The 18,144-nt window shown below is 61.2% G+C and carries 16 protein-coding genes and 1 pseudogene; 8 read left to right on the top strand and 9 right to left on the bottom strand.

Annotation, left to right across the window (positions count from 1 at the left end; genetic code table 11):
* Positions 1 to 203: 203 nt before the first annotated feature.
* The 4 genes from AC1Z1G_RS21925 to AC1Z1G_RS21910 are packed head-to-tail and all read right to left on the bottom strand — an operon-like array spanning position 204 to position 6,499.
* On the bottom strand, positions 204 to 1,568 hold the full coding sequence (locus tag AC1Z1G_RS21925) for a heavy metal sensor histidine kinase (protein WP_483622442.1): 1,365 nt from the start codon (positions 1,566 to 1,568) through the stop codon (positions 204 to 206).
* Positions 1,558 to 2,235, bottom strand: a complete 678-nt coding sequence (locus AC1Z1G_RS21920; RefSeq protein WP_483622441.1) for a heavy metal response regulator transcription factor — start codon at positions 2,233 to 2,235, stop codon at positions 1,558 to 1,560. The genes AC1Z1G_RS21925 and AC1Z1G_RS21920 overlap by 11 nt, the downstream gene beginning before the upstream one ends.
* Before the next feature lie 8 nt (positions 2,236 to 2,243).
* On the bottom strand, positions 2,244 to 5,339 hold the full coding sequence (locus AC1Z1G_RS21915) for a multidrug efflux RND transporter permease subunit (RefSeq protein ID WP_483622440.1): 3,096 nt from the start codon (positions 5,337 to 5,339) through the stop codon (positions 2,244 to 2,246).
* A complete protein-coding gene (locus AC1Z1G_RS21910; protein WP_483622439.1) occupies positions 5,336 to 6,499 on the bottom strand; it encodes an efflux RND transporter periplasmic adaptor subunit in 1,164 nt (387 codons plus the stop codon). Before AC1Z1G_RS21910 ends, AC1Z1G_RS21915 begins: the two co-directional genes overlap by 4 nt.
* 238 nt (positions 6,500 to 6,737) lie before the next feature.
* Here AC1Z1G_RS21910 and AC1Z1G_RS21905 point away from each other — a divergent pair, with 238 nt between their 5' ends.
* The 5 genes and pseudogenes from AC1Z1G_RS21905 (at position 6,738) to AC1Z1G_RS21885 (ending at position 10,481) form a co-directional block, all read left to right on the top strand.
* Positions 6,738 to 7,052: a hypothetical protein gene (locus AC1Z1G_RS21905; RefSeq protein ID WP_483622438.1), complete on the top strand. Its 315-nt coding sequence runs from the start codon at positions 6,738 to 6,740 to the stop codon at positions 7,050 to 7,052.
* A gap of 132 nt (positions 7,053 to 7,184) precedes the next feature.
* A complete protein-coding gene (locus AC1Z1G_RS21900; RefSeq protein ID WP_483622437.1) occupies positions 7,185 to 7,433 on the top strand; it encodes a hypothetical protein in 249 nt (82 codons plus the stop codon).
* 213 nt (positions 7,434 to 7,646) lie between these two features.
* Positions 7,647 to 8,768 (top strand): transporter substrate-binding domain-containing protein, encoded by a 1,122-nt coding sequence (locus tag AC1Z1G_RS21895; protein ID WP_483627954.1) that lies wholly within the window; start codon positions 7,647 to 7,649, stop codon positions 8,766 to 8,768.
* 129 nt (positions 8,769 to 8,897) lie between these two features.
* Positions 8,898 to 9,179: pseudogene (locus AC1Z1G_RS21890) on the top strand (PAS domain-containing protein); the annotation flags it as partial.
* 255 nt (positions 9,180 to 9,434) lie between these two features.
* Positions 9,435 to 10,481, top strand: a complete 1,047-nt coding sequence (locus AC1Z1G_RS21885; RefSeq protein ID WP_483627952.1) for a methyl-accepting chemotaxis protein — start codon at positions 9,435 to 9,437, stop codon at positions 10,479 to 10,481.
* A gap of 73 nt (positions 10,482 to 10,554) precedes the next feature.
* On the opposite strand, the gene AC1Z1G_RS21880 is transcribed toward AC1Z1G_RS21885, so the two are convergent.
* The 5 genes from AC1Z1G_RS21880 to norR form a co-directional block, all read right to left on the bottom strand.
* Complete coding sequence (locus AC1Z1G_RS21880) at positions 10,555 to 11,304, bottom strand: YkgJ family cysteine cluster protein (RefSeq protein ID WP_483622436.1); 750 nt, start codon at positions 11,302 to 11,304, stop codon at positions 10,555 to 10,557.
* A gap of 83 nt (positions 11,305 to 11,387) precedes the next feature.
* Positions 11,388 to 11,714: a hypothetical protein gene (locus AC1Z1G_RS21875; RefSeq protein ID WP_483622435.1), complete on the bottom strand. Its 327-nt coding sequence runs from the start codon at positions 11,712 to 11,714 to the stop codon at positions 11,388 to 11,390.
* A 132-nt stretch (positions 11,715 to 11,846) separates the two neighbouring features.
* Positions 11,847 to 12,329, bottom strand: a complete 483-nt coding sequence (locus AC1Z1G_RS21870) for a GNAT family N-acetyltransferase (RefSeq protein WP_483622434.1) — start codon at positions 12,327 to 12,329, stop codon at positions 11,847 to 11,849.
* A 3-nt stretch (positions 12,330 to 12,332) separates the two neighbouring features.
* Entirely contained in the window at positions 12,333 to 13,235 is a 903-nt protein-coding gene (locus tag AC1Z1G_RS21865; RefSeq protein WP_483622433.1) for a chemotaxis protein CheW, read from the bottom strand.
* 249 nt (positions 13,236 to 13,484) lie between these two features.
* The gene (norR, locus tag AC1Z1G_RS21860) at positions 13,485 to 15,041 is read right to left on the bottom strand and encodes a nitric oxide reductase transcriptional regulator NorR (protein ID WP_483622432.1); all 1,557 of its coding nucleotides are present in this window, start codon (positions 15,039 to 15,041) and stop codon (positions 13,485 to 13,487) included.
* 156 nt (positions 15,042 to 15,197) lie between these two features.
* Between norR and hmpA the strand changes: the two genes are divergently transcribed.
* The 3 genes from hmpA (at position 15,198) to AC1Z1G_RS21845 (ending at position 17,697) form a co-directional block, all read left to right on the top strand.
* Positions 15,198 to 16,379 carry an NO-inducible flavohemoprotein gene (hmpA, locus tag AC1Z1G_RS21855; RefSeq protein WP_483622431.1) on the top strand — a complete coding sequence of 394 codons (1,182 nt, stop codon included), beginning with the start codon at positions 15,198 to 15,200 and terminating at the stop codon, positions 16,377 to 16,379.
* Between the two features lie 225 nt (positions 16,380 to 16,604).
* On the top strand, positions 16,605 to 17,162 hold the full coding sequence (locus AC1Z1G_RS21850) for an ester cyclase (protein ID WP_483622430.1): 558 nt from the start codon (positions 16,605 to 16,607) through the stop codon (positions 17,160 to 17,162).
* A gap of 25 nt (positions 17,163 to 17,187) precedes the next feature.
* Positions 17,188 to 17,697, top strand: coding sequence for a disulfide bond formation protein B (locus AC1Z1G_RS21845; RefSeq protein ID WP_347901919.1), 510 nt, complete (start codon positions 17,188 to 17,190; stop codon positions 17,695 to 17,697).
* The last annotated feature ends 447 nt before the right edge of the window (positions 17,698 to 18,144 follow it).

The raw sequence follows: 18,144 nt of genomic DNA, 5'->3' as shown, positions 1-18,144 counted from the left end.
AAGACCTTCTTGCGTGGCAAGTGCTGTTTGGTGCGGCCAAAGTAAAGGTCTTCGGTGTTTCGAAAAAGAGCGGATTACAGAAAGGACTGTTGCGCCATTAGCAATAGTCAGTGACGTTTCGCGTTTCTGTTACTTGAACTCGGCGCCAGTGCATGGGAACGATGATCATCGTTCAGGCGCTCAGGGCGCGCAGTCTAGCGAGATTAAACCGGCAGATAAATACCAAATGTATTTACGCCGCCATCACTGCGCGCAAACACATCCCCGCCATGCATCAACGCAATCGCCTTGACGATGGCCAGCCCCAGCCCATGGTTGGCGCCGCTGTTGCTGCGTGAGGCGTCGACCCGGTAGAACCGCTCGAACAATCGCGGCAGATGCTCACTGGCAATCGGCAACCCCGGATTGGCCACGCTGATACTCACCTGATGTTCCTCGGCTTCAATCCGCACCAGGATCACTTGGCCGGGCGCGGTGTGCTGCACCGCGTTGCTCAGCAGATTGATCAGCGCCCGGCGCAGGTGGGCGATTTCAATCCGCACCTGGGCATCGCCGCTGACCTGGACCTTGACCTGCGCATCCTCAAGAATGAAATCCAGATACTCCAGAGTGGTCGCCACTTCATTGGCCAGCGAAGTCGAGGTCAGTTGGGTGGCCTTGCTGCCCTGATCGGCGCTGGCCAGAAACAGCATGTCGTTGATGATCGAGCGCAAGCGTTCGAGTTCTTCAAGGTTCGATTGCAGGACTTCAAAGTAATGCTCTGCCGAGCGTCCACGGGTCAGGGCAACCTGGGTCTGGCCGATCAGATTGGTCAGGGGCGAGCGCAGTTCGTGGGCGACGTCGGCGTTGAACGACTCCAGGCGTGTGTAGGCTTGTTCGACGCGTGCCAGGGTCGAGTTGAATGCAGTCACGAACTGATCGAGCTCAGGCGGCAGCGGTGACAATTGCAGGCGTGCCGACAGCAGCGGGGGGGCCAGTCGCTGGGCTTCCTGGGACAGTTTGATCAAGGGCTTGAGGCCGATCTTCGCCACCCAGTAACCCAGCAGCGATGCCAGCAACACGCCGATGAACGCCAGGCTGATCAGGGCCATCAGCAACTGGTGTTGGGTCTCATAAATCGTGTGGGTATCGATGCCGATCATGAAGCGCAGCGGCGGGCGCTGGTCCTTGGCCGGGAATTGGCTGACCAGCACTTTCAACGGGTAGGGCTGATCCGGCAATTGCAGGTCGCGCATGCCCGTCGGGCCTTCGGCGAAGGCGCGGATCTGCGGCGTGAGGTTGCCGTATTCGTAAGTCGCATCGCCGCTGATGATCCAGAAGCGGATGCGCTTGTCTTCCTCGCTGAGCAGATTGAGTTTGTTATTGATCTTCACCCAATGTTCCAGCGTGCCGTAACGGCCCACCGTCGACTCCAGCACACTGTAACGCGCATCCAGCTCGGCCTCGGGCAACAGGCCCAGGCCCTTGTCGACCTGTTGATACAACACCCAGCCAATCACCAGGAACACCAGCGCCGCCACCAACGTGAACAGACCACTGAGGCGTAACGCGATTGAATTACGAGGCACGGCGGCTCTCCAACACGTAACCCATGCCGCGAATGGTGTGCAGCAGCTTCTCTTCGAACGGCCCGTCGAGTTTGGCGCGCAGGCGTTTGATCGCGACTTCGACGACGTTGGCGTCGCTGTCGAAATTGATGTCCCAGACCATTTCGGCGATGGCGGTTTTCGAGAGGATTTCGCCCTGACGCCGGGCCAGCACGCTGAGCAGCGAGAACTCCTTGGCGGTGAGGTCCAGTCGCGTCCCGGCACGGGTGGCCTTGCGGCTGATCAAATCGATCCACAGGTCGGCGATGGTCACTTGCACGGGCTCATGCCCACCGCTGCGCCGGGTCAAGGCTTGCAGGCGCGCCACCAGTTCAAGAAAGGAAAAGGGTTTGCCCAGGTAATCGTCGGCCCCGTCACGCAGGCCTTTGACCCGATCTTCGACGCGTTCGCGAGCGGTGAGCATAATCACCGGGGTTTGCTTGCGTGCCCGCAGCGCGCGCAGTACGCCATAACCGTCGAGACCGGGCAGCATCACGTCAAGGATGATCACCGCGTAATCGGTTTCCAGTGCCAGGTGCAGGCCTTCGACCCCGTCCGGGGCGAGGTCCACGGTGTAGCCCTGCTCGGTCAAGCCGCGGTGCAGGTAGTCTGCGGTTTTTTCTTCGTCTTCGATAATCAGAACGCGCATGACCCGCCTCAGTGTGTGCTCGCCAGCGCAGGCGCTGGTGTGGGCCGATGGAATAGCCGCTCAAGCCACAAGTATATGACCGGCGTGGTAAACAGCGTCAGGGCCTGGCTGACCAGCAACCCGCCGACCACCGCGATCCCCAGTGGCTGGCGCAGTTCGGCACCGGTGCCGTAACCGAGCATCAGCGGCAGTGCGCCGAGCAGGGCGGCCAGGGTGGTCATGATGATCGGTCGGAACCGTGTCAGGCAGGCTTCGTAGATCGCTTGCTCGGGTGGCAACCCTCGATTGCGTTGGGCGTCGAGGGCGAAGTCGATCATCAGGATGCCGTTTTTCTTGACGATCCCGATCAGCAGCACCAGGCCGATCAGCGCCATGATCGAGAAGTCCTGCCCCAGAATCCACAGCAGCATCAGGGCACCGAGGCCGGCCGAGGGCAGGGTGGAGATGATCGTCAGCGGGTGCACGAAACTCTCGTAGAGAACGCCGAGAATGATGTAAACCGCCACCAGCGCCGCGAGAATCAGCCACGGCTGGCTGGCCAGCGAACTCTGGAACGCCTGCGCCGCGCCCTGGAAGTTGCCGTTGACCGAGGCCGGCATGCCGATCTCGGTCTTTGCCTGATTGAGCATGATCACCGCGTCACCCAGCGCGATGCCGGGTGCCAGGTTGAACGACAGGTTGGCGGCCGGGAACATGCCGTCATGGGCGATGGACAACGGGCCGATGGTGGGTGCGTCGAACCTGGCCAGCGCCGACAGCGGCACCATTTCACCGCTCAGCGGCGAGCGCAGGTAGAAGTAGGCCAGGCTCTCGGCCTTGCCACGCTGACGGGTGTCGAGTTCGAGGATCACGTTGTACTGGTTGATCTCGGTCTGGAACTCGTTGATCTGCCGCTGCCCGAAGGCGTCGTACAGCGCTTCGTCGACGTCGCTGGCGGTCAGCCCGAAGCGCGCCGCCGCCGCCCGGTCGATGTTGATGTGGGTAATGCTGCCGCCCAGTTGCAGGTCGTTGGAAATGTCGCGGAACGCCGGGTTGCTGCGCAGTTTTTCCGTCAGGCGCTGGGTCCAGGTGTTCAGTGTCGGGCCGTCGTTGCTCTTGAGCACGTACTGATACTGGGCGCGGCTGGGGCCGGAGCTGAGGTTGATGTCTTGCCCGGCGCGCAGGTACAGGACGATGCCGGGCACGTTCATCAGTTGTGGGCGAATCCGGTCGATGAACTGGCTGGCCGACACATCGCGGTCACCGCGTTTTTTCAGGGCAATCCAGAAGCGCCCGTTGGCGATGGTCTGGTTGCTGCCCGAGACGCCCACTGAATGGGAGAAGGCCTGTACCGCCGGGTCGGCGGCGACGATCTCGGCCAATACCTTGTGTTTTTTCACCATGTCCGGAAACGACACATCGGCGGCGGCTTCCGTGGTGCCGAGGACAAACCCGGTGTCCTGGACCGGGAAGAACCCCTTGGGGATAAACACGTAGCCGGCAATCGCCAGGCACAACGTCAGGCCAAAGATGCCCAGCATCAGTTTCTGATGGGCCAGGGCCCGGCGTAGGCCTCGTTCGTAGAGGGCCAGCAAGCGTTCGCCGAACGTGGCTTTGGCGTGGGCGTGATGCACTGGCGCGCGCATGAACAGCGCGGCCAGGGTGGGCGCCAGGGTCAGGGACACCACCACCGAAATCATGATGGTCGAGGTGGCGGTCAGGGCGAACTCCTTGAACAGCCGCCCGACCACACCGCCCATGAACAGCAGCGGAATGAACGCAGCCACCAGCGAGAAGCTGATCGAGACCACGGTAAAACCAATCTCGCCGGCGCCTTTGATCGCCGCTTCGCGCATGCCGTCGCCGGCCTCCAGATGGCGGTGGATGTTTTCCACCACCACAATGGCATCGTCGACCACGAAGCCCACGGCGATCACGATCGCCACCAGCGTCAGGTTGTTCAGGCTGAAACCCATCACGTACATCAAGGCGAAACTGGCGATCAGTGACACCCCGAGCACGCTGGCGACGATCAGCGTCGCGGACCACTGGCGCAAAAACAGCGCCATGACCGCGACGACCAGCAGAATCGCGATCAGCAGGGTGATTTCCACTTCGTGCAGCGACGCGCGAATGGTCTGCGTGCGATCGATCAGCACGTTGACCTGCACCGACGCCGGCAGCATGGCTTCAAGGTCCGGCAGTGCAGCCTGAATCCGGTCCACGGTGTCGACGATGTTGGCCCCCGGTTGCCGTGAAATGACCAGGTTCACCCCCGGTTCATCGCCGGACCAGGCCTGGACGTAGGCGTTTTCCGAGCCGCTGACCACCTTCGCCACATCCTTGAGCTGGACCGGCGCACCGTTTTTATAGGAGACGATGAGCTGGCCGTACTCCTGGGGGTGGAACAACTGATCGTTGGTCGACAGCGTGGAAATACTCGATTCACCGTACAGCGCACCCTTGGCCAGGTTGAGGCTGGTTTGCTGGATGGCCAGTCGAATGTCGGCCAGCGTCAGACCGATGGCCGCGAGTTTGTCGGCCGAGGCCTGGACCCGGATCGCCGGGCGTTGCTGGCCGGTGATGTTGATCTGGCCGACACCATCGATCTGGCTCAATTGTCGTGCCAGCAGGGTTTCGGCGTAGTCGCTGAGTTCGGTGCCGGGCATTTGCGTGGAACTGATACTGAGGATCAGCACCGGGCTGTCGGCCGGGTTGACCTTGCGCCAGGTCGGCAGCGTCGGCATGTCCTTGGGCAGTTTGCCGGCAGCGGTGTTGATGGCGGCCTGCACTTCTTGCGCGGCGGTGTCGATGCTTTTGTCGAGAGTGAATTGCAGGGTCAGGTTGGTCGAGCCCAAGGCACTGCTGGAGGTCATCTGGGTCATGCCGGGAATGGCACTGAACTGCACCTCCAAAGGCGTGGCCACGGAGGAGGCCATGGTGTCCGGGCTGGCGCCGGGTAACTGGGCGGCGACCTGAATCGTCGGGAACTCGGCCTCGGGCAGCGGCGCAACCGGCAGGCGCGGGAAGGCAATCAGCCCCAGCAGCACGAGTGCGAAGGTCAGCAGGACCGTCGCAACCGGGTGGTCGATGCACCAGGCTGAAATCGAGCCCCGGCCCTTCATGGCTGCTGCTCCGACGTGGCAGCCTGGGTTGCGGCCGGCAGGGCGCTGAGCACCTGCACGGTGGCCCCCGGTTTGAGTCGCGACTGACCGTCACTGACCAACACATCACCGGCCTGCACGCCTTTGATGATGTTCAGCTCGCTGTCCTGATAGACCATGTGTACCGGCACGGTTTCGACCTTGTCACCTTTGACCCTGTACACGAAATGCTGGTCCAGGCCTCGCTGGACCACGGTCGGTGGCACCACCAGGGCGCCTTTGTCGAGAGCGGTCTGGATCTTGATCGTCACCAATTGCCCCGGCCAGAGCTTTTGCGTGGCGTTGTCGAACTCAGCCTTGGCGCGCAGGGTTCCGGTGTTGGCACTGATCTGGTTGTCGATCAGCGTCAAATGGCCTTCGCCCAGCAAATCACCGGTAGCACCGTCGGCGCCAATGTAGGCGTCAACGGCTGCGGGCTGCGGTGCGGCGATCAGCCGTTGCAGGGTCGGCAGCATCTGCTGCGGCAGGGAAAACTCGACCGCAATCGGGTCGATCTGGGTCACCGAAAACAACCCCTGGGTATCATTCATACGCAGGAAGTTGCCTTCGTCGACCGTACGAATACCGACCCGGCCTGTCACCGGTGAGTGAATCTGGGTGTATGAAAGCTGTACCTGTGCAGCATCAATGGCGGCCTGATTGCCCAGCGCCGTGGCTTTCAATTGATTGACCAGCGCCTGTTGCTGGTCGTAGGTCTGCCTGGAGACGCCGTCATCCACCGTCAGCAGTTTATAGCGCTTGAGATTGACCTCGGCCACCTGCAACTGTGCCTGGCTTTGGCCCAGTTGGGCGCGGGCCTGATCGAGGTTGGCGCGGATCGTTCGATCATCGAGGGTCGCCAGCAGGTCCCCGGTCTTGACCCGTTGGCCTTCCTTGACCAGCAGTTTGGTGAGGATGCCGTCGATCTGCGGCCGGATCACCACGCTGTGCAATGACAGCACCGAGCCGATGCCGCTGATGTAGCGCGGCACGTCTTGCTCGACAACGCGGACCACATGCACCGGGATCGCCGTCGATGCCGAGAGTTTGCTCGTTGCCGGCCGGATCAGAGCCCAGGTACCGATAGCGACAAGTACGGCGAGGGTGCCGAAAGTCAGGAGAGATTGTTTTGTGATGGGCATCAGGTCAATCGCCGGGGCCAGTGAGTCGGAACGGGGGCCAGTCTGTTTCTGTTATAGCCCTTCGGTCCGGTCAGTACCGTGACGGCTAACTGACAGCGCTGTCAGCTGAGATGACGTCTACGCTGGTTAAACGTCCGGCACCGTGGGCGGACAGAGAGTCCATGGGGTATGGAGATTGCAGCACCCACGTACTTTCCAGACTCCCAGGATGGATCCAGCGTCAGAGAGAAGCCTTGAAATGAAATTGAAAATAGCCGTTTCGAGTGGTGTTCTGTTGTTGTCCCTGGCTGGCATTGCTCATGGGCAGGGCATCAGTTTTGTCGGGAGCATTGTTGAGCGTGGTTGTGAAGTCGCACGTATTGGTGCGATGAATTCTACTGATGCACAGCAGATTGACGTTGGAGCCCGGCTCAGATTGGAGGTTAACCGTGTGGATAACGTCTGTCGCCATGGCACCATACCCTTTACGGCCCGTTATGAGCCGTTGGTTCGCTCTGGTGGGCACAGCAGCTCTGAGTCTGAAGCCGGCGTTGTGACGATTACTTATCTGTGAGGTATTGGGCGACGCGAAAAATCTTTGGGGGGCGACCGAAGGCGAGGGCATGGGTCTCAATCGCACAGGTATACTGCCGGCCTTTCGCGGCCCGCTCATCGGGCCCGACTCAATGCAACACCCGGAGCTTTCATGACTTCCCCGACACAACCGCCTGTGGTTGAAAACGACCAGGCTGACCTGCCAGACAGCGTCGACTCCAGCGCCGACAGCGAAACCAAAGCCGCGATCCCGGCGTTCAAGTTCCCGTTCAAACCGGGCGAACTGGCCGCTGCCAAAAATGCCAATCAGCCGTGGTACAAGAACGGCGCGAAGAACGGTCACACCAAGACCCCCGGCGCAGCGCCTCCTGGCACCCGCCGCTCGATGGGCAAACGCTGAGTCGCCCGTTTACGGCTGGCTGGTAGTTATCCTTCTGTGCTATCGCCTATTCCTACGTGAAATCGGGCTGCATCTTCTGGAAACTCTGCGACCAATCCAAGAGAGTTCTCTGACCTTTCGTTAAACCCCTCAAGCAGGGTACGCAAGGTTCATTGAACTCAAGGAGTCCGTTGCATGTGGTTCTGGAAAAACGCGCAGAAGGTGTTGCTGACGATGGTTTTCGGGGGGCTGGCGAGCGCTGCGGTGGCCCAGGAAAATCGCTGGACAGAGATTCGTTTTGGAGTCGAAGCTGACGTTCCTCCCTTTGAAAGTCGCAATGCCAAGGGTGAACTGATCGGGTTAAACATCGAGTTGGGCAATGCGTTATGCGCCGAACTCGCGGCTCGTTGCGTCTGGGTCGATCAGCCATACGCGACCAATATCGCAGCACTTGAAGCCGGACGTTTTGACGCGATCATGCCGATGACAGCAACGCCGTTGCGTCAAGAAAAAATCGACTTTACCGACAACCTCTATCCGCTGGCCAGCGCCCTGGTGGCGCGCAAGTCCGTTGGCCAGCTATCCACCGTGCAATCGCTCAAGGGTAAACGAGTCGGTGTACTGGCCGGGACCAGCCGAGAAGCCTATGCAAAGGCCAAATGGGCACCTGAAGGTGTAATCGTCCAGAGCTTTGCACTCAACGGTGAGTTGATCAGCAGCCTGCAGGCAGGCGAGATTGATGCCACCTTGCAAGACACCCTGGAAATATCCACCGCTTTTCTGCAAACCCTGACGGGTGCCGATTTCGGTTTTGCCGGTGAGGAAATCAAGGATGAAATGTTGGGCAGTGGGGTGGCCATCGGTGTGCGCAAGGCCGACCCTGATCTACGCGATGCTCTGAACGTTGCGATGCAGCGACTCAAGCAAAAGGGGCAGTACCAAACCATTCTGCAGCGCTATTTACCCTCGTCCGGGCATTCAGGTGGGCTGACGTTTCACCCAGGAGAGGCCGGGCAGGCCTTTTCTCAGGCGGTGCAGGTCGGTTCGACGCTTTACCTTTCCGGAATCCTTGGCGTTGGTGCCGATGACAAGCTGGCGTCGGGAGGGATTCGAGGGGAAATGACCCAGGCCATGAACACCCTGCGCAATACTCTGGAACATCATGGTTCCTCCCTGGATCAGGTGGCCAAGTGCACGGTGATACTCGCGGATATCAAGGACTTTTCCACCATGAATGCGGTGTACACCGGCTACTTTTCACCAGGTCGCCTACCTGCGCGAACGACCTTTGCCGGCAAGCAGTTGGTGCTGAATGCCCATGTCGAGATTGATTGCGTTGCAGTAGTCAAAGCGTAGAGAGGGGATAGTCATAATCGCCAATGATGGCTAAGTGCTCATTTCCTGAGCCAGATCAGTGTTTGTGGAATCAGTGCGCTTAGAGTCAGCAGCCCTGCCGACTCTTCCAATAAAACGAGCGCGCTCTCCATGAAGATCAATCTCCCGGTAACGGGGCGAAATGTGGATTTTGCCCCCGATGCGAACATTCTTTCGACCACCGATCTGACCAGCGCGATCACCTACGCCAACGCCGATTTTATTCAGATCAGCGGCTACAGCCGGGAAGAGTTGCTGGGCTCACCTCACCATTTGCTTCGTCACCCCGACATGCCGTCGGCCGCGTTCGGCCATATGTGGCGCACGCTCAAGCGGGGCCGCTCATGGATGGGCATGGTCAAGAATCGCTGCAAAAACGGTGACCACTATTGGGTCAGTGCCTATGTCACGCCAGTGACGCAGGGCGGGCAGGCGATGGAATACCAGTCTGTGCGCACCAAACCCAGTGAGCAGCAGATTGAGGCGGCCGAAAAAGCCTACGCCCGGATGCGCAGCCCCCGTTCGTCGTTATGGCGGCAGCTGCCGGTGCCAGGGCTGAAATTCAAACTGTGGGCATCGTTCAGTGCGGTGCTGGCCTTGAGCCTGGCGGCGGCCGATTGGTTGGCGTCGTGGTCGCCGTGGTGGTCGTTGCTGGCGCTGGCAGTCGGCAGTGGCGTTGCCGGGATTGCCGTCGGCCTGGCGTTGCGCCCGCTGGGGCGCTTGACCGAACGGGCCCGGGTGATTGCCGACAACCCGCTGAGCCAGGGGATTTATACCGGGCGTCGGGATGAGTTCGGTCAGGTCGAGTTTGCCTTGCAGATGCTTGAAGCGCAGGTCGGCGCGGTGGTGGGGCGCATCGGCGATGCTTCGCAACGCTTGGCGGGCCACGCGGCCGAGTTGGTCGAACACTTGCAAAGCAGCCACAGCAGCACCCTTGATCAACAGGCGGAAACCGACCAGGTCGCTGCCGCGATTCATCAGATGGCGGCCAGTGTGGCTCAGGTCGCCAGCCATGCGCAGCAAGCCTCGCAGGCCGCCGATCAGGCGGAAAGTGAAACCCGTGAAGGCCATCATCTGGTGGGCGAAAGCCGCAGCGCGGTGTTGCGCCTGGCCAGCGAACTGTCCCGTGCCACCGAGGTGATTCATCAACTGGAAGGGCACAGCACGGATATTTCCGGGGTGCTGGAGGTGATCCGCAGCATTGCCGATCAAACCAACCTGCTGGCGCTCAACGCGGCCATCGAAGCCGCCCGCGCCGGGGACGCCGGCCGTGGGTTTGCGGTGGTGGCCGATGAGGTGCGGGGGCTGGCGCAACGCACGCAGCAGTCGACCAACGAAATCCAGCGCATGATCAGCACCCTGCAAAACGGTGCGCGGGACGCGGTGCAGGCGATGCAGCAAAGCAGCGAGCACGTGGAGAACAGCGTCGACCAGGCCCAACGCGCCGCAACGGCGCTGGACGGCATCAGCCAACGGGTCAACCAGATCACCGAAATGAGCCTGCAAATCGCCGCCGCCGTGGAGCAGCAAAGCGCTGTCAGTGAAGACATCAACCGCAACATCATCAGCATTCGCACCGCGTGCGAGGCCACGGTCAGCGCCGGGCAGCAGAGCCACATCAATTCAGAGGACGTGGCGGGGCTGGCGGGTGACTTGCAGTTGCTGGCGCGCGAGTTTTGGCACAAGCGCGGGTAGGTGATCATGCGCCCGTGTGGGAATGCATCCTGTGGCGGGAACAATGTTCCCGCAAGGCATGGGCGCGATGTGCTTATGCGGCGCGCAGGGAAATAAACGCATAGTTCAATGGTGCGGCCGTGGCCACGTGAGCGCCAGCGGCCTGCACCTGCCCGGCGATGTCATCGCACGAGACATGGAACAGCCATTCGCCAGGCGAATCCGGCAACGGCGCTGCCCGAACCTGATCGATGGCTTGGGCAAACGCGGCCATGTCCGGCAGGTAAGCGGTGAAACCGTCGCCTTTGAGGGCCGTGGTGCGAATCCCCAGCCGTTCGCAAATCGCTTCCTTGGCCTGAATGTCGTCGCGGTCGGCCTGGCGTGAGTGCTGGATGAGCGTCGCGAGTTCCGAGTCCACCAACTGGCCACCGACGATCAGCGCCGGGCCCTGTTCCCAGGATTCGGGCGGGCAATCCTTGGCGCTCGGGTTCAGGGGAATATGCGGGTTGATTTCCATCGGGTAGATACGGCACACCAGCGGTCGGCGCTCGTAGATGCCGCAGCGGTTGTCTTCGTCAAGATTCCGGCAGGGACCGGCGTTATACGCGGCAAAGGTGATCGCCACGTGGGCCTGGGTCTCGCCGCTCTGAACGATCACCGACCGGCGTTCGGCGTGTTCGCGTTGTTGCACCGGCAGGCCCAGGCCATTGCCAAGAAAGCCTTCCACCAGCACGATCACGGTGCCGCCATCCGCCGCCCACATGCGGGCTTCGGCGAGAGTCAGAGGGACGTGGTGGTCGTTGCAGCATTTGCCGCAGCCTACGCAGGAATAGGTTGTGTTCATCGGGTGGCCGGTCACAGTCCAGAGGTGTCAGCGATGGCGAAAAACCACCGCGAGGGGCGGTGTCGAAGCAAGTTGTGCGCCAGTCACCGGGGCTGATCGGACGAACGGATCGAGTCCCATTCGGTGACCACCGCGGTTCTGGTTTTTTTGCTGTACAGGCACAGCTCGGTGCCTTGCTGGCCTTTCATGTGTTTTTGCGGGTATTGGCCTTGCAGCAACAGCGCGGTGTAACCAACCCGGTCGTCGAACTGTGCGGGGTTGCCGACGGGTTTGGGGTGGCTCAATTGACTGGCCTGGGTGCAGCGGGCGAGTACGGCTTTGTCGAAGGCTGCCCAGGCATCCGGGCTGGAGGCTTGGGCCAGAGGGGCCAGGGTGGTGAAGCAGAAAAAGCTCAGGGTGGAGGCTTTCATGGTTGGGGCATCCTTGAGTGAACCAAGGTTGGAGTATGCCTGATGGTGTCGGGATGGTTAGGTGGGCCTCATCGCGGGTAAGCCCGGAAGACGTACATTGTGTAGGTGCCGAGCTTGCTCGCGATGGTGGTGTCAGTCCGGAACGATTTCCCGGCGGACGACGCGCATCCCGGCGCTTTCATACAGCGCCCGGGCGCGATGGTTGTCTTCCAAAACCTTCAAGTCGACAAACCCCTCGCGCCGCTGTTGAAACGCATGGAAAGCCTGCAGCAGCAACGCCCGGCCCAGCCCTTGGCGCTGAGCGCGCGGGTGCACCACCAGGTTCTTGATGTAGGCGCTGGTCCAGCACTGAACCACGCCGACAATGCCCTGGGCGTCGGTGGCGATGAAGCACAGTGCCGGGTCGTATTCGGCGTCGGATTCAAAACGCTCGCGCCAGACATCGAGCGCCGGCACTCGGCCGCCGCCTTGTGGATAACCCAGCGCCATCAGCCCATGAATGGCTTCGGCCGATGTCGGGTGGTATTCGCTCAACCGGACGCCATCCGGCCAGACACTCGGCGGCACTTGCGATGAAAGGTCGCGCCGCATGAGCAGGCAGTACGCCTCAGCCAAGGCTTAATACCCTTGCTGGGCGACGGTTTTGGCGGCCTCGATCAGGCACTTGGTCAACTCTGGCGACGAGAACTTGGTCAGCACGGCGTTGGCCCCGGCCAATCGGGCTTTTTCGCTGTTCATCGCGCTGTCCAGCGAGGTGTGCAGCAGCACATAGAGGTGGGCAAAGTCTGGTGTTTCGCGCAGGGTGCGGGTGAAGGCGTAGCCGTCCATTTCCGACATCTCGATGTCCGAGACGATCAGGTTGATCTGCTGGGCGGTGCCTTGCAGGTCCAGCAGGCAATCAATGGCTTCCTTGGCGCTGCGGGCGGTGTGGCATTGCAGGCCGAGATTGCGCAGGGTGTGGACCGACTGTTGCAGCGCCACCTGGCTGTCATCGACTACCAGGATCTTGGCGTTGCCCAGCACTTCGGCGTCTTCCATGCTCAGCTCGGTCGGGGCCATTTCGATCTGCGCCGGGGCGATGCCGTGGATGACCTTTTCGATGTCCAGCACTTGTACCAGCGTGCCGTCGACCTGGGTCACGCCCGTGATGTAGGAGCGCACGCCGCCGGAGCCGAAAGGTGGCGGACGGATGTCGGTGGTCAGGCAGTGAACAATCTTGCTCACGGCTTGTACGTGCAGACCCTGTTTGGAGCGGCTCACGTCGGTGACGATCAGGCAGCCGCCATCCGGGTCGGCCAGGGGCATTTCGCCAATCGCCCGGCTGAGGTCGATGACCGACAACGAAGCACCGCGCAAGGTGGCGATACCTTTGACGTGCGGGTGCGACTCCGGCAGTTTGGTCAGGGGCGGGCAGGGGATGATTTCACTGACTTTCAGCAGGTTGATCGCCATCAGCTTGCCGCTGCGCAAGGTAAAGAGCAGAAGCGAAAGTGAGTCTGCGCGGGCTTTGTTGGAAGACATAAAAACCTTCTGTGGAAAAAGGTGATGGGCGACCGCAAGGGTCGCCAACAACTATCGATGCCGGGTTATCGACTTGTCGGGGGCAGGCTTTAGGGTTAATGGCAGCCCGTTAGTCATACGCTGAAGCTTGTGGCGAGGGAGCTTGCTCCCGCTGGACCGCGAGGCGGTCCCCAGGCATCGGGTTTACGACCGTTGCGGGCGGAGCGGGAGCAAGCTCCCTCGCCACAGGTGAACGAGTTCGGCATGCGATCACTTCATACCCAGTCTTTTGGCCATCCGCCCAAGGTTCGCCCGATCCAAGCCTAGCTCACGGGCGGCGCTGGCCCAATTGTTCTGGTGGCGCTCAAGGCTCGCAGCGATCAACTGACGCTGGTAGTTTTCGGTGGCCTGACGCAGGTCGCTGCCAGCCTCAAGGGCCGGTGCTGCCATGGCGGCAGGCTGCTCGGGTGCGGCGTCGAGGGGGGCGTGAGGTAAGTCCAGGTCTGGCGCGCCGAGGCTCAGAATCTTCGGTCGTTCACGGCAATTGCCCAAGGCCTTCAAGGCGCTGCGGCCAATCAAGTGTTCCAGTTCGCGCACGTTGCCCGGCCAGCCGTAGGCCAGCAGCGCGGTTTGGGCATCGCTGGTCAGGCGCAGGCTGTTAAGGCCCATGCGCGAGCGGTTCTGTTCCAGAAAGTAGCCGCTGAGCAGCAACACGTCCCGGCCGCGATCCCGCAGCGCCGGCACCAACAACGGATACACACTGAGGCGATGGTAGAAGTCGGCGCGGTAGCGGCCGCTGCGTACCTCGAAGGCTAGGTCGCGGTTGGTCGCGGCGATCAGGCGCACGTCCACCTGATGTTCCTTGTCCGAACCGAGCCGTTGCAACTGGCCGCTTTGCAGGACCCGCAGCAACTTGGCCTGAACCGCCAGGGACAACTCGCCGACCTCATCGAGAAACAGCGTGCCGCCATTGGCCAGTTCGAACTTGCCGCGCCGGTCATTCATCGCTCCGGTGAACGCCCCGCGCACGTGGCCGAACAGCTCGCTTTCCACGAGGGTGTCCGGCAGTGCGGCGCAATTGAGGCTGATGATCGGTTTGTCGGCCCGCGGGGACGCGGCGTGAATTGCCTGTGCCACCAACTCCTTGCCCACCCCGGTTTCGCCGGTGATCAGCACGGTCAGGTCGCTGCCGCCGACCAGGTTGATCTCCTCGACGAGGCGTTTGTGGGCCTTGCTCTGGCCAATCATTTCACGCTGCTGCTGGCCGCTGGCCTGGCGATAGACCTCGGCGCGCTGGTGCTCGTCCTCGGCGCGAGTGGCCAGGCGCTCGATGCGCTCGGCGGCGTTGACCGTGGCGGCCGCGAGGCTGGCGAAGGCTTGCAGGGCGTCCAGTTCAATCGGTTCGAAGCGTTCCGGGTCCAGTGCATCGAGGGTCAACAGGCCCCACGGTCGCTCGTCGATGAACAGCGGGCAGCCCATGCAGTCGTGAACTTGCAGGTGTTCGTCGAGGCCATCGACCAGCCCGTCGTAAGGGTCCGGCAAATCACTGTCGCTGGGGAAGCGGGTCGGCCCGGGGCTGGCGAGCAGTGCGGCGAAGCGCGGGTGCTCGCTGACTTTGAAGCGCCGGCCCAGGGTGTCGGTGCTCAGGCCGTTGACGGCGAGCGGCACCAGCCATTCGCCATCGAGGCGCAGCAGGGCGGCGGCATCGCAAGGCAGCAGGGCGCGCAGGGCTTCGAGCAGGCGCCGGTAGCGCTCGCCTTCGGGCAGTTCGCGCGAGAGGTCGGACACCAGCGGCAGAAGGGTGGTCAGCAGGGATTTTGCAGTCATATTGACTCCATGTAGTCAGCGTGACTATAAAACAGCTTGGGTCTTAATGACTACGTGTTATTCAAGTTATTGATTTATATGGTTTTAATTGTTGGCATGGAAACTGATACGTATAGGGTAATCCACTAGAAACTCATTTGTTCAGGAGTGTTCCTTATGCTGAGTGCCCAAGACCGTGCCATCGTTAAATCCACCGTGCCGCTGCTTGAAAGCGGCGGGGAAGGGCTGATCACCCATTTCTACCGCATGATGCTCTCCGAGTACCCGCAAGTGCGGGTGCTGTTCAATCAGGCACACCAGGCCAGTGGCGATCAGCCGCGTGCCTTGGCCAACGGCGTGCTGATGTACGCCCGCCACATCGACCAACTCGATCAGTTGGGCGACCTGGTGGCGAAGATCATCAACAAGCACGTGGCGCTGCAAATCTTGCCGGAGCATTACCCGATTGTCGGCCATTGCCTGCTGCGGGCGATTGGCGAAGTGCTCGGTGAAGAGATCGCCACGCCGCAAGTGATCGCGGCCTGGGGCGCGGCCTATAACCAGTTGGCCGACATCCTGATCGGCGCCGAAACGGCCATCTATGACGAAAAAGCCGCGGCTGTCGGCGGCTGGCGCGGGGCGCGTGAGTTCAAACTGGCCAAGCGGGTGGAGGAGAGTTTTGAAATCACCTCGTTCTACTTCGAACCGACAGATCATGGGCCGATCCTCGCCGCAGAACCGGGTCAGTACATCGGCCTGCAACTGTTTGTGGACGGGGAAGAGATTCGCCGCAACTACTCGCTGTCGTCCCTGGGCGACAACGGCCAGTACCGCATCAGCGTCAAGCGCGAGAACGGTGGCCGTGCCTCCAATTACTTGCATGACCAGTTCCAGGTCGGCGCGAGCATCATGCTGTTCCCGCCCTCGGGCGAGTTCACCCTGACCGCCAGCGACAAACCGCTGGTGCTGATCAGCGGCGGAGTGGGTATTACCCCGACCCTGGCGATGCTGGAAGCTGCGCTTGCCACCGAGCGGCCGGTGCACTTTATCCACTGCGCGCGCAACGGTGCGGTGCATGCGTTCCGTGATTGGGTCGATGGCCTGGCGGCACGTCATCCGCAGCTCAAGCGCTTCTATTGCTACGCCGAAGACGACGGCATCAGCCCGGCGGCGCACAAGGTCGGGATACTGAGCCAGGAGCAACTGGCTGACTGGCTGCCGCAAGAGCGCGACCTGGACGCTTACTTCCTGGGGCCTAAAGGCTTCATGGCGGCGATCAAGCGCCACCTCAAGGCGCTGGGTGTGCCGGAGAAGCAGAGCCGCTACGAGTTCTTCGGCCCGGCTTCGGCGCTGGAGTGATTTTTGAAGGCGACCCGGGAATCCGGGTCGCCTTTTTCGCGAGCAGGCTCGCTCCCACTGGACCGCGTCATACACAGATCAAATGTGGGCTTGCCCGCGAATGGCCTCACCACGGTCCCGATTAGTAAAAATCCCTTAAAAGTTAATCCGCTCTTAACCGGTTTATCGTTTATTCCCCGATGCTGATGATAGGCGCTCGTTCGCAATCATGATCAGGATCACCCCATGTCGCAGGTCGTCATCTCCCGTCGTTTCTCCCTCGCCAGCCTCAGCCTGGCGGCCCTGTTGCTCAGCTCCGTTGCCACGGCCGACAGCGCGTTACTCCAGCCGCAGACCCTGATCGTCGATCAGAGCCTGCCCCAGGCGCAACGCGACTCAATGGTATTGGCGGCCCGGCGCTATGGCAGTTTCTGGAACAGCGGCGATGCGGCACTGGCCAAGGCAGCCTTGTCGGAGCAGTTCATCGACAAGACCCCGCCCGAAGGCCGGGTGCAAGGGCCGAGCGGGCCTTTGCTGGCATCGGCGTTCTTTCGCACGGCGGTACCGGACCTGAGCTGTGAGATCGAGCAGATGATCGTGGTCGGCGACCGCGTGGTGGTGCATTTGCACTTTCGTGGACACTTCACGGGGCAGTTCAATGCACTCAATGGTCATGGTCAGCGTGTAGACTTCCGGGCAACTGATATCTATCAGATCGACAACGGCCGCATTGCGGCCAACTGGCATATCGAAGACAACATCAGCTTGATGCAGCAGCTCAATACGCTGGCGCCTTCGAGCTGATCCACGTACGAAAAAGGGAAACGCGATGAGTGAGGAAATGATGCGGTTGGGACGTGAGCGGCGCTTCCTGGTGTTGTTGGGCATTATCTGCCTGGCACTGATCGGTGGTGCGCTGTACATGCAAATCGTGCTGGGCGAGGCCCCTTGCCCGCTGTGCATCCTGCAACGTTATGCGTTGCTGCTGATTGCCATCAGCGCCTTCATTGGCGCGGCCATGCGCACCCGCCGCAGCATTACCGTGTTCGAAGTGCTGGTGGTGATCTTCGCCCTCGCGGGGATGGGGGTGGCCGGGCATCACGTCTACACCCAGTTCTACCCGGCGGTCAGTTGCGGCATTGATGTGCTGCAACCGATTGTCGACAGCCTGCCGCTGGCCACGCTGTTCCCGCTGGGTTTCCAGGTCGACGGTTTCTGCTCCACGCCGTATCCGCCGATCCTCGGTTTGTCCCTTGCACAGTGGGCGCTGGTGGCGTTCGTGCTGATTGTGGTGCTGGTGCCGCTGCTGACCTCGCGCAATCGCAAACACCTGCGCTGAAAGCCATGCGCTCACCGCCCGGTGAGCCCAAAACGCCCCGGTCCTCCTTGAGAGGTCCGGGGCGTTTTGCATTTCAGTCTCGGTGTAAAAAGTCTGTGATGCGTAGCAATGAACGGTGCGACCCATGTGCGACATGTTGTCACAGGGGGTGTGTCGCAAGCTATTTCAAGGCGGCGAAAAGTTCCCCGGCCGAACCTGAAAAATTCGCCGCTGATCCGTCATTTAAGAGCCCCCCTGATCTGCCGCAGCAGGCAGTTTTAACAGGCTTCAGTGAAACGCCACAGCCCCTGTCGCAAGGGGTTTTGCGGGGGCGAGACGATGGCCTGAAGGGGCGTGACCCTGTCTGAAGTGGGCGAAGTAGGCCTACATTTTCTGGGGTTCTTGTTGAGAATTAATCGCGATAAGATTCGAGATCTTTGCGAAATTCGTTAATGATTGTTGCTGGAT

This window comes from Pseudomonas sp. JL27(2026) (genome assembly GCF_056933555.1).
Note: the sequence above shows the minus strand (reverse complement) of the source record. Positions and strands in the feature narration are given on the sequence as shown.

Coding starts and splice junctions, on each gene's coding strand:
- hmpA (WP_483622431.1), top strand. CDS start 15,198: ATGCTGAGTGCCCAAGACCGTGCCATCGTTAAATCCACCGTGCCGCTG.
- AC1Z1G_RS21865 (WP_483622433.1), bottom strand. CDS start 13,235: ATGTCTTCCAACAAAGCCCGCGCAGACTCACTTTCGCTTCTGCTCTTT.
- norR (WP_483622432.1), bottom strand. CDS start 15,041: ATGACTGCAAAATCCCTGCTGACCACCCTTCTGCCGCTGGTGTCCGAC.
- AC1Z1G_RS21845 (WP_347901919.1), top strand. CDS start 17,188: ATGAGTGAGGAAATGATGCGGTTGGGACGTGAGCGGCGCTTCCTGGTG.
- AC1Z1G_RS21915 (WP_483622440.1), bottom strand. CDS start 5,339: ATGAAGGGCCGGGGCTCGATTTCAGCCTGGTGCATCGACCACCCGGTT.
- AC1Z1G_RS21850 (WP_483622430.1), top strand. CDS start 16,605: ATGTCGCAGGTCGTCATCTCCCGTCGTTTCTCCCTCGCCAGCCTCAGC.
- AC1Z1G_RS21895 (WP_483627954.1), top strand. CDS start 7,647: ATGGTTTTCGGGGGGCTGGCGAGCGCTGCGGTGGCCCAGGAAAATCGC.
- AC1Z1G_RS21905 (WP_483622438.1), top strand. CDS start 6,738: ATGAAATTGAAAATAGCCGTTTCGAGTGGTGTTCTGTTGTTGTCCCTG.
- AC1Z1G_RS21910 (WP_483622439.1), bottom strand. CDS start 6,499: ATGCCCATCACAAAACAATCTCTCCTGACTTTCGGCACCCTCGCCGTA.
- AC1Z1G_RS21880 (WP_483622436.1), bottom strand. CDS start 11,304: ATGAACACAACCTATTCCTGCGTAGGCTGCGGCAAATGCTGCAACGAC.
- AC1Z1G_RS21875 (WP_483622435.1), bottom strand. CDS start 11,714: ATGAAAGCCTCCACCCTGAGCTTTTTCTGCTTCACCACCCTGGCCCCT.
- AC1Z1G_RS21900 (WP_483622437.1), top strand. CDS start 7,185: ATGACTTCCCCGACACAACCGCCTGTGGTTGAAAACGACCAGGCTGAC.
- AC1Z1G_RS21920 (WP_483622441.1), bottom strand. CDS start 2,235: ATGCGCGTTCTGATTATCGAAGACGAAGAAAAAACCGCAGACTACCTG.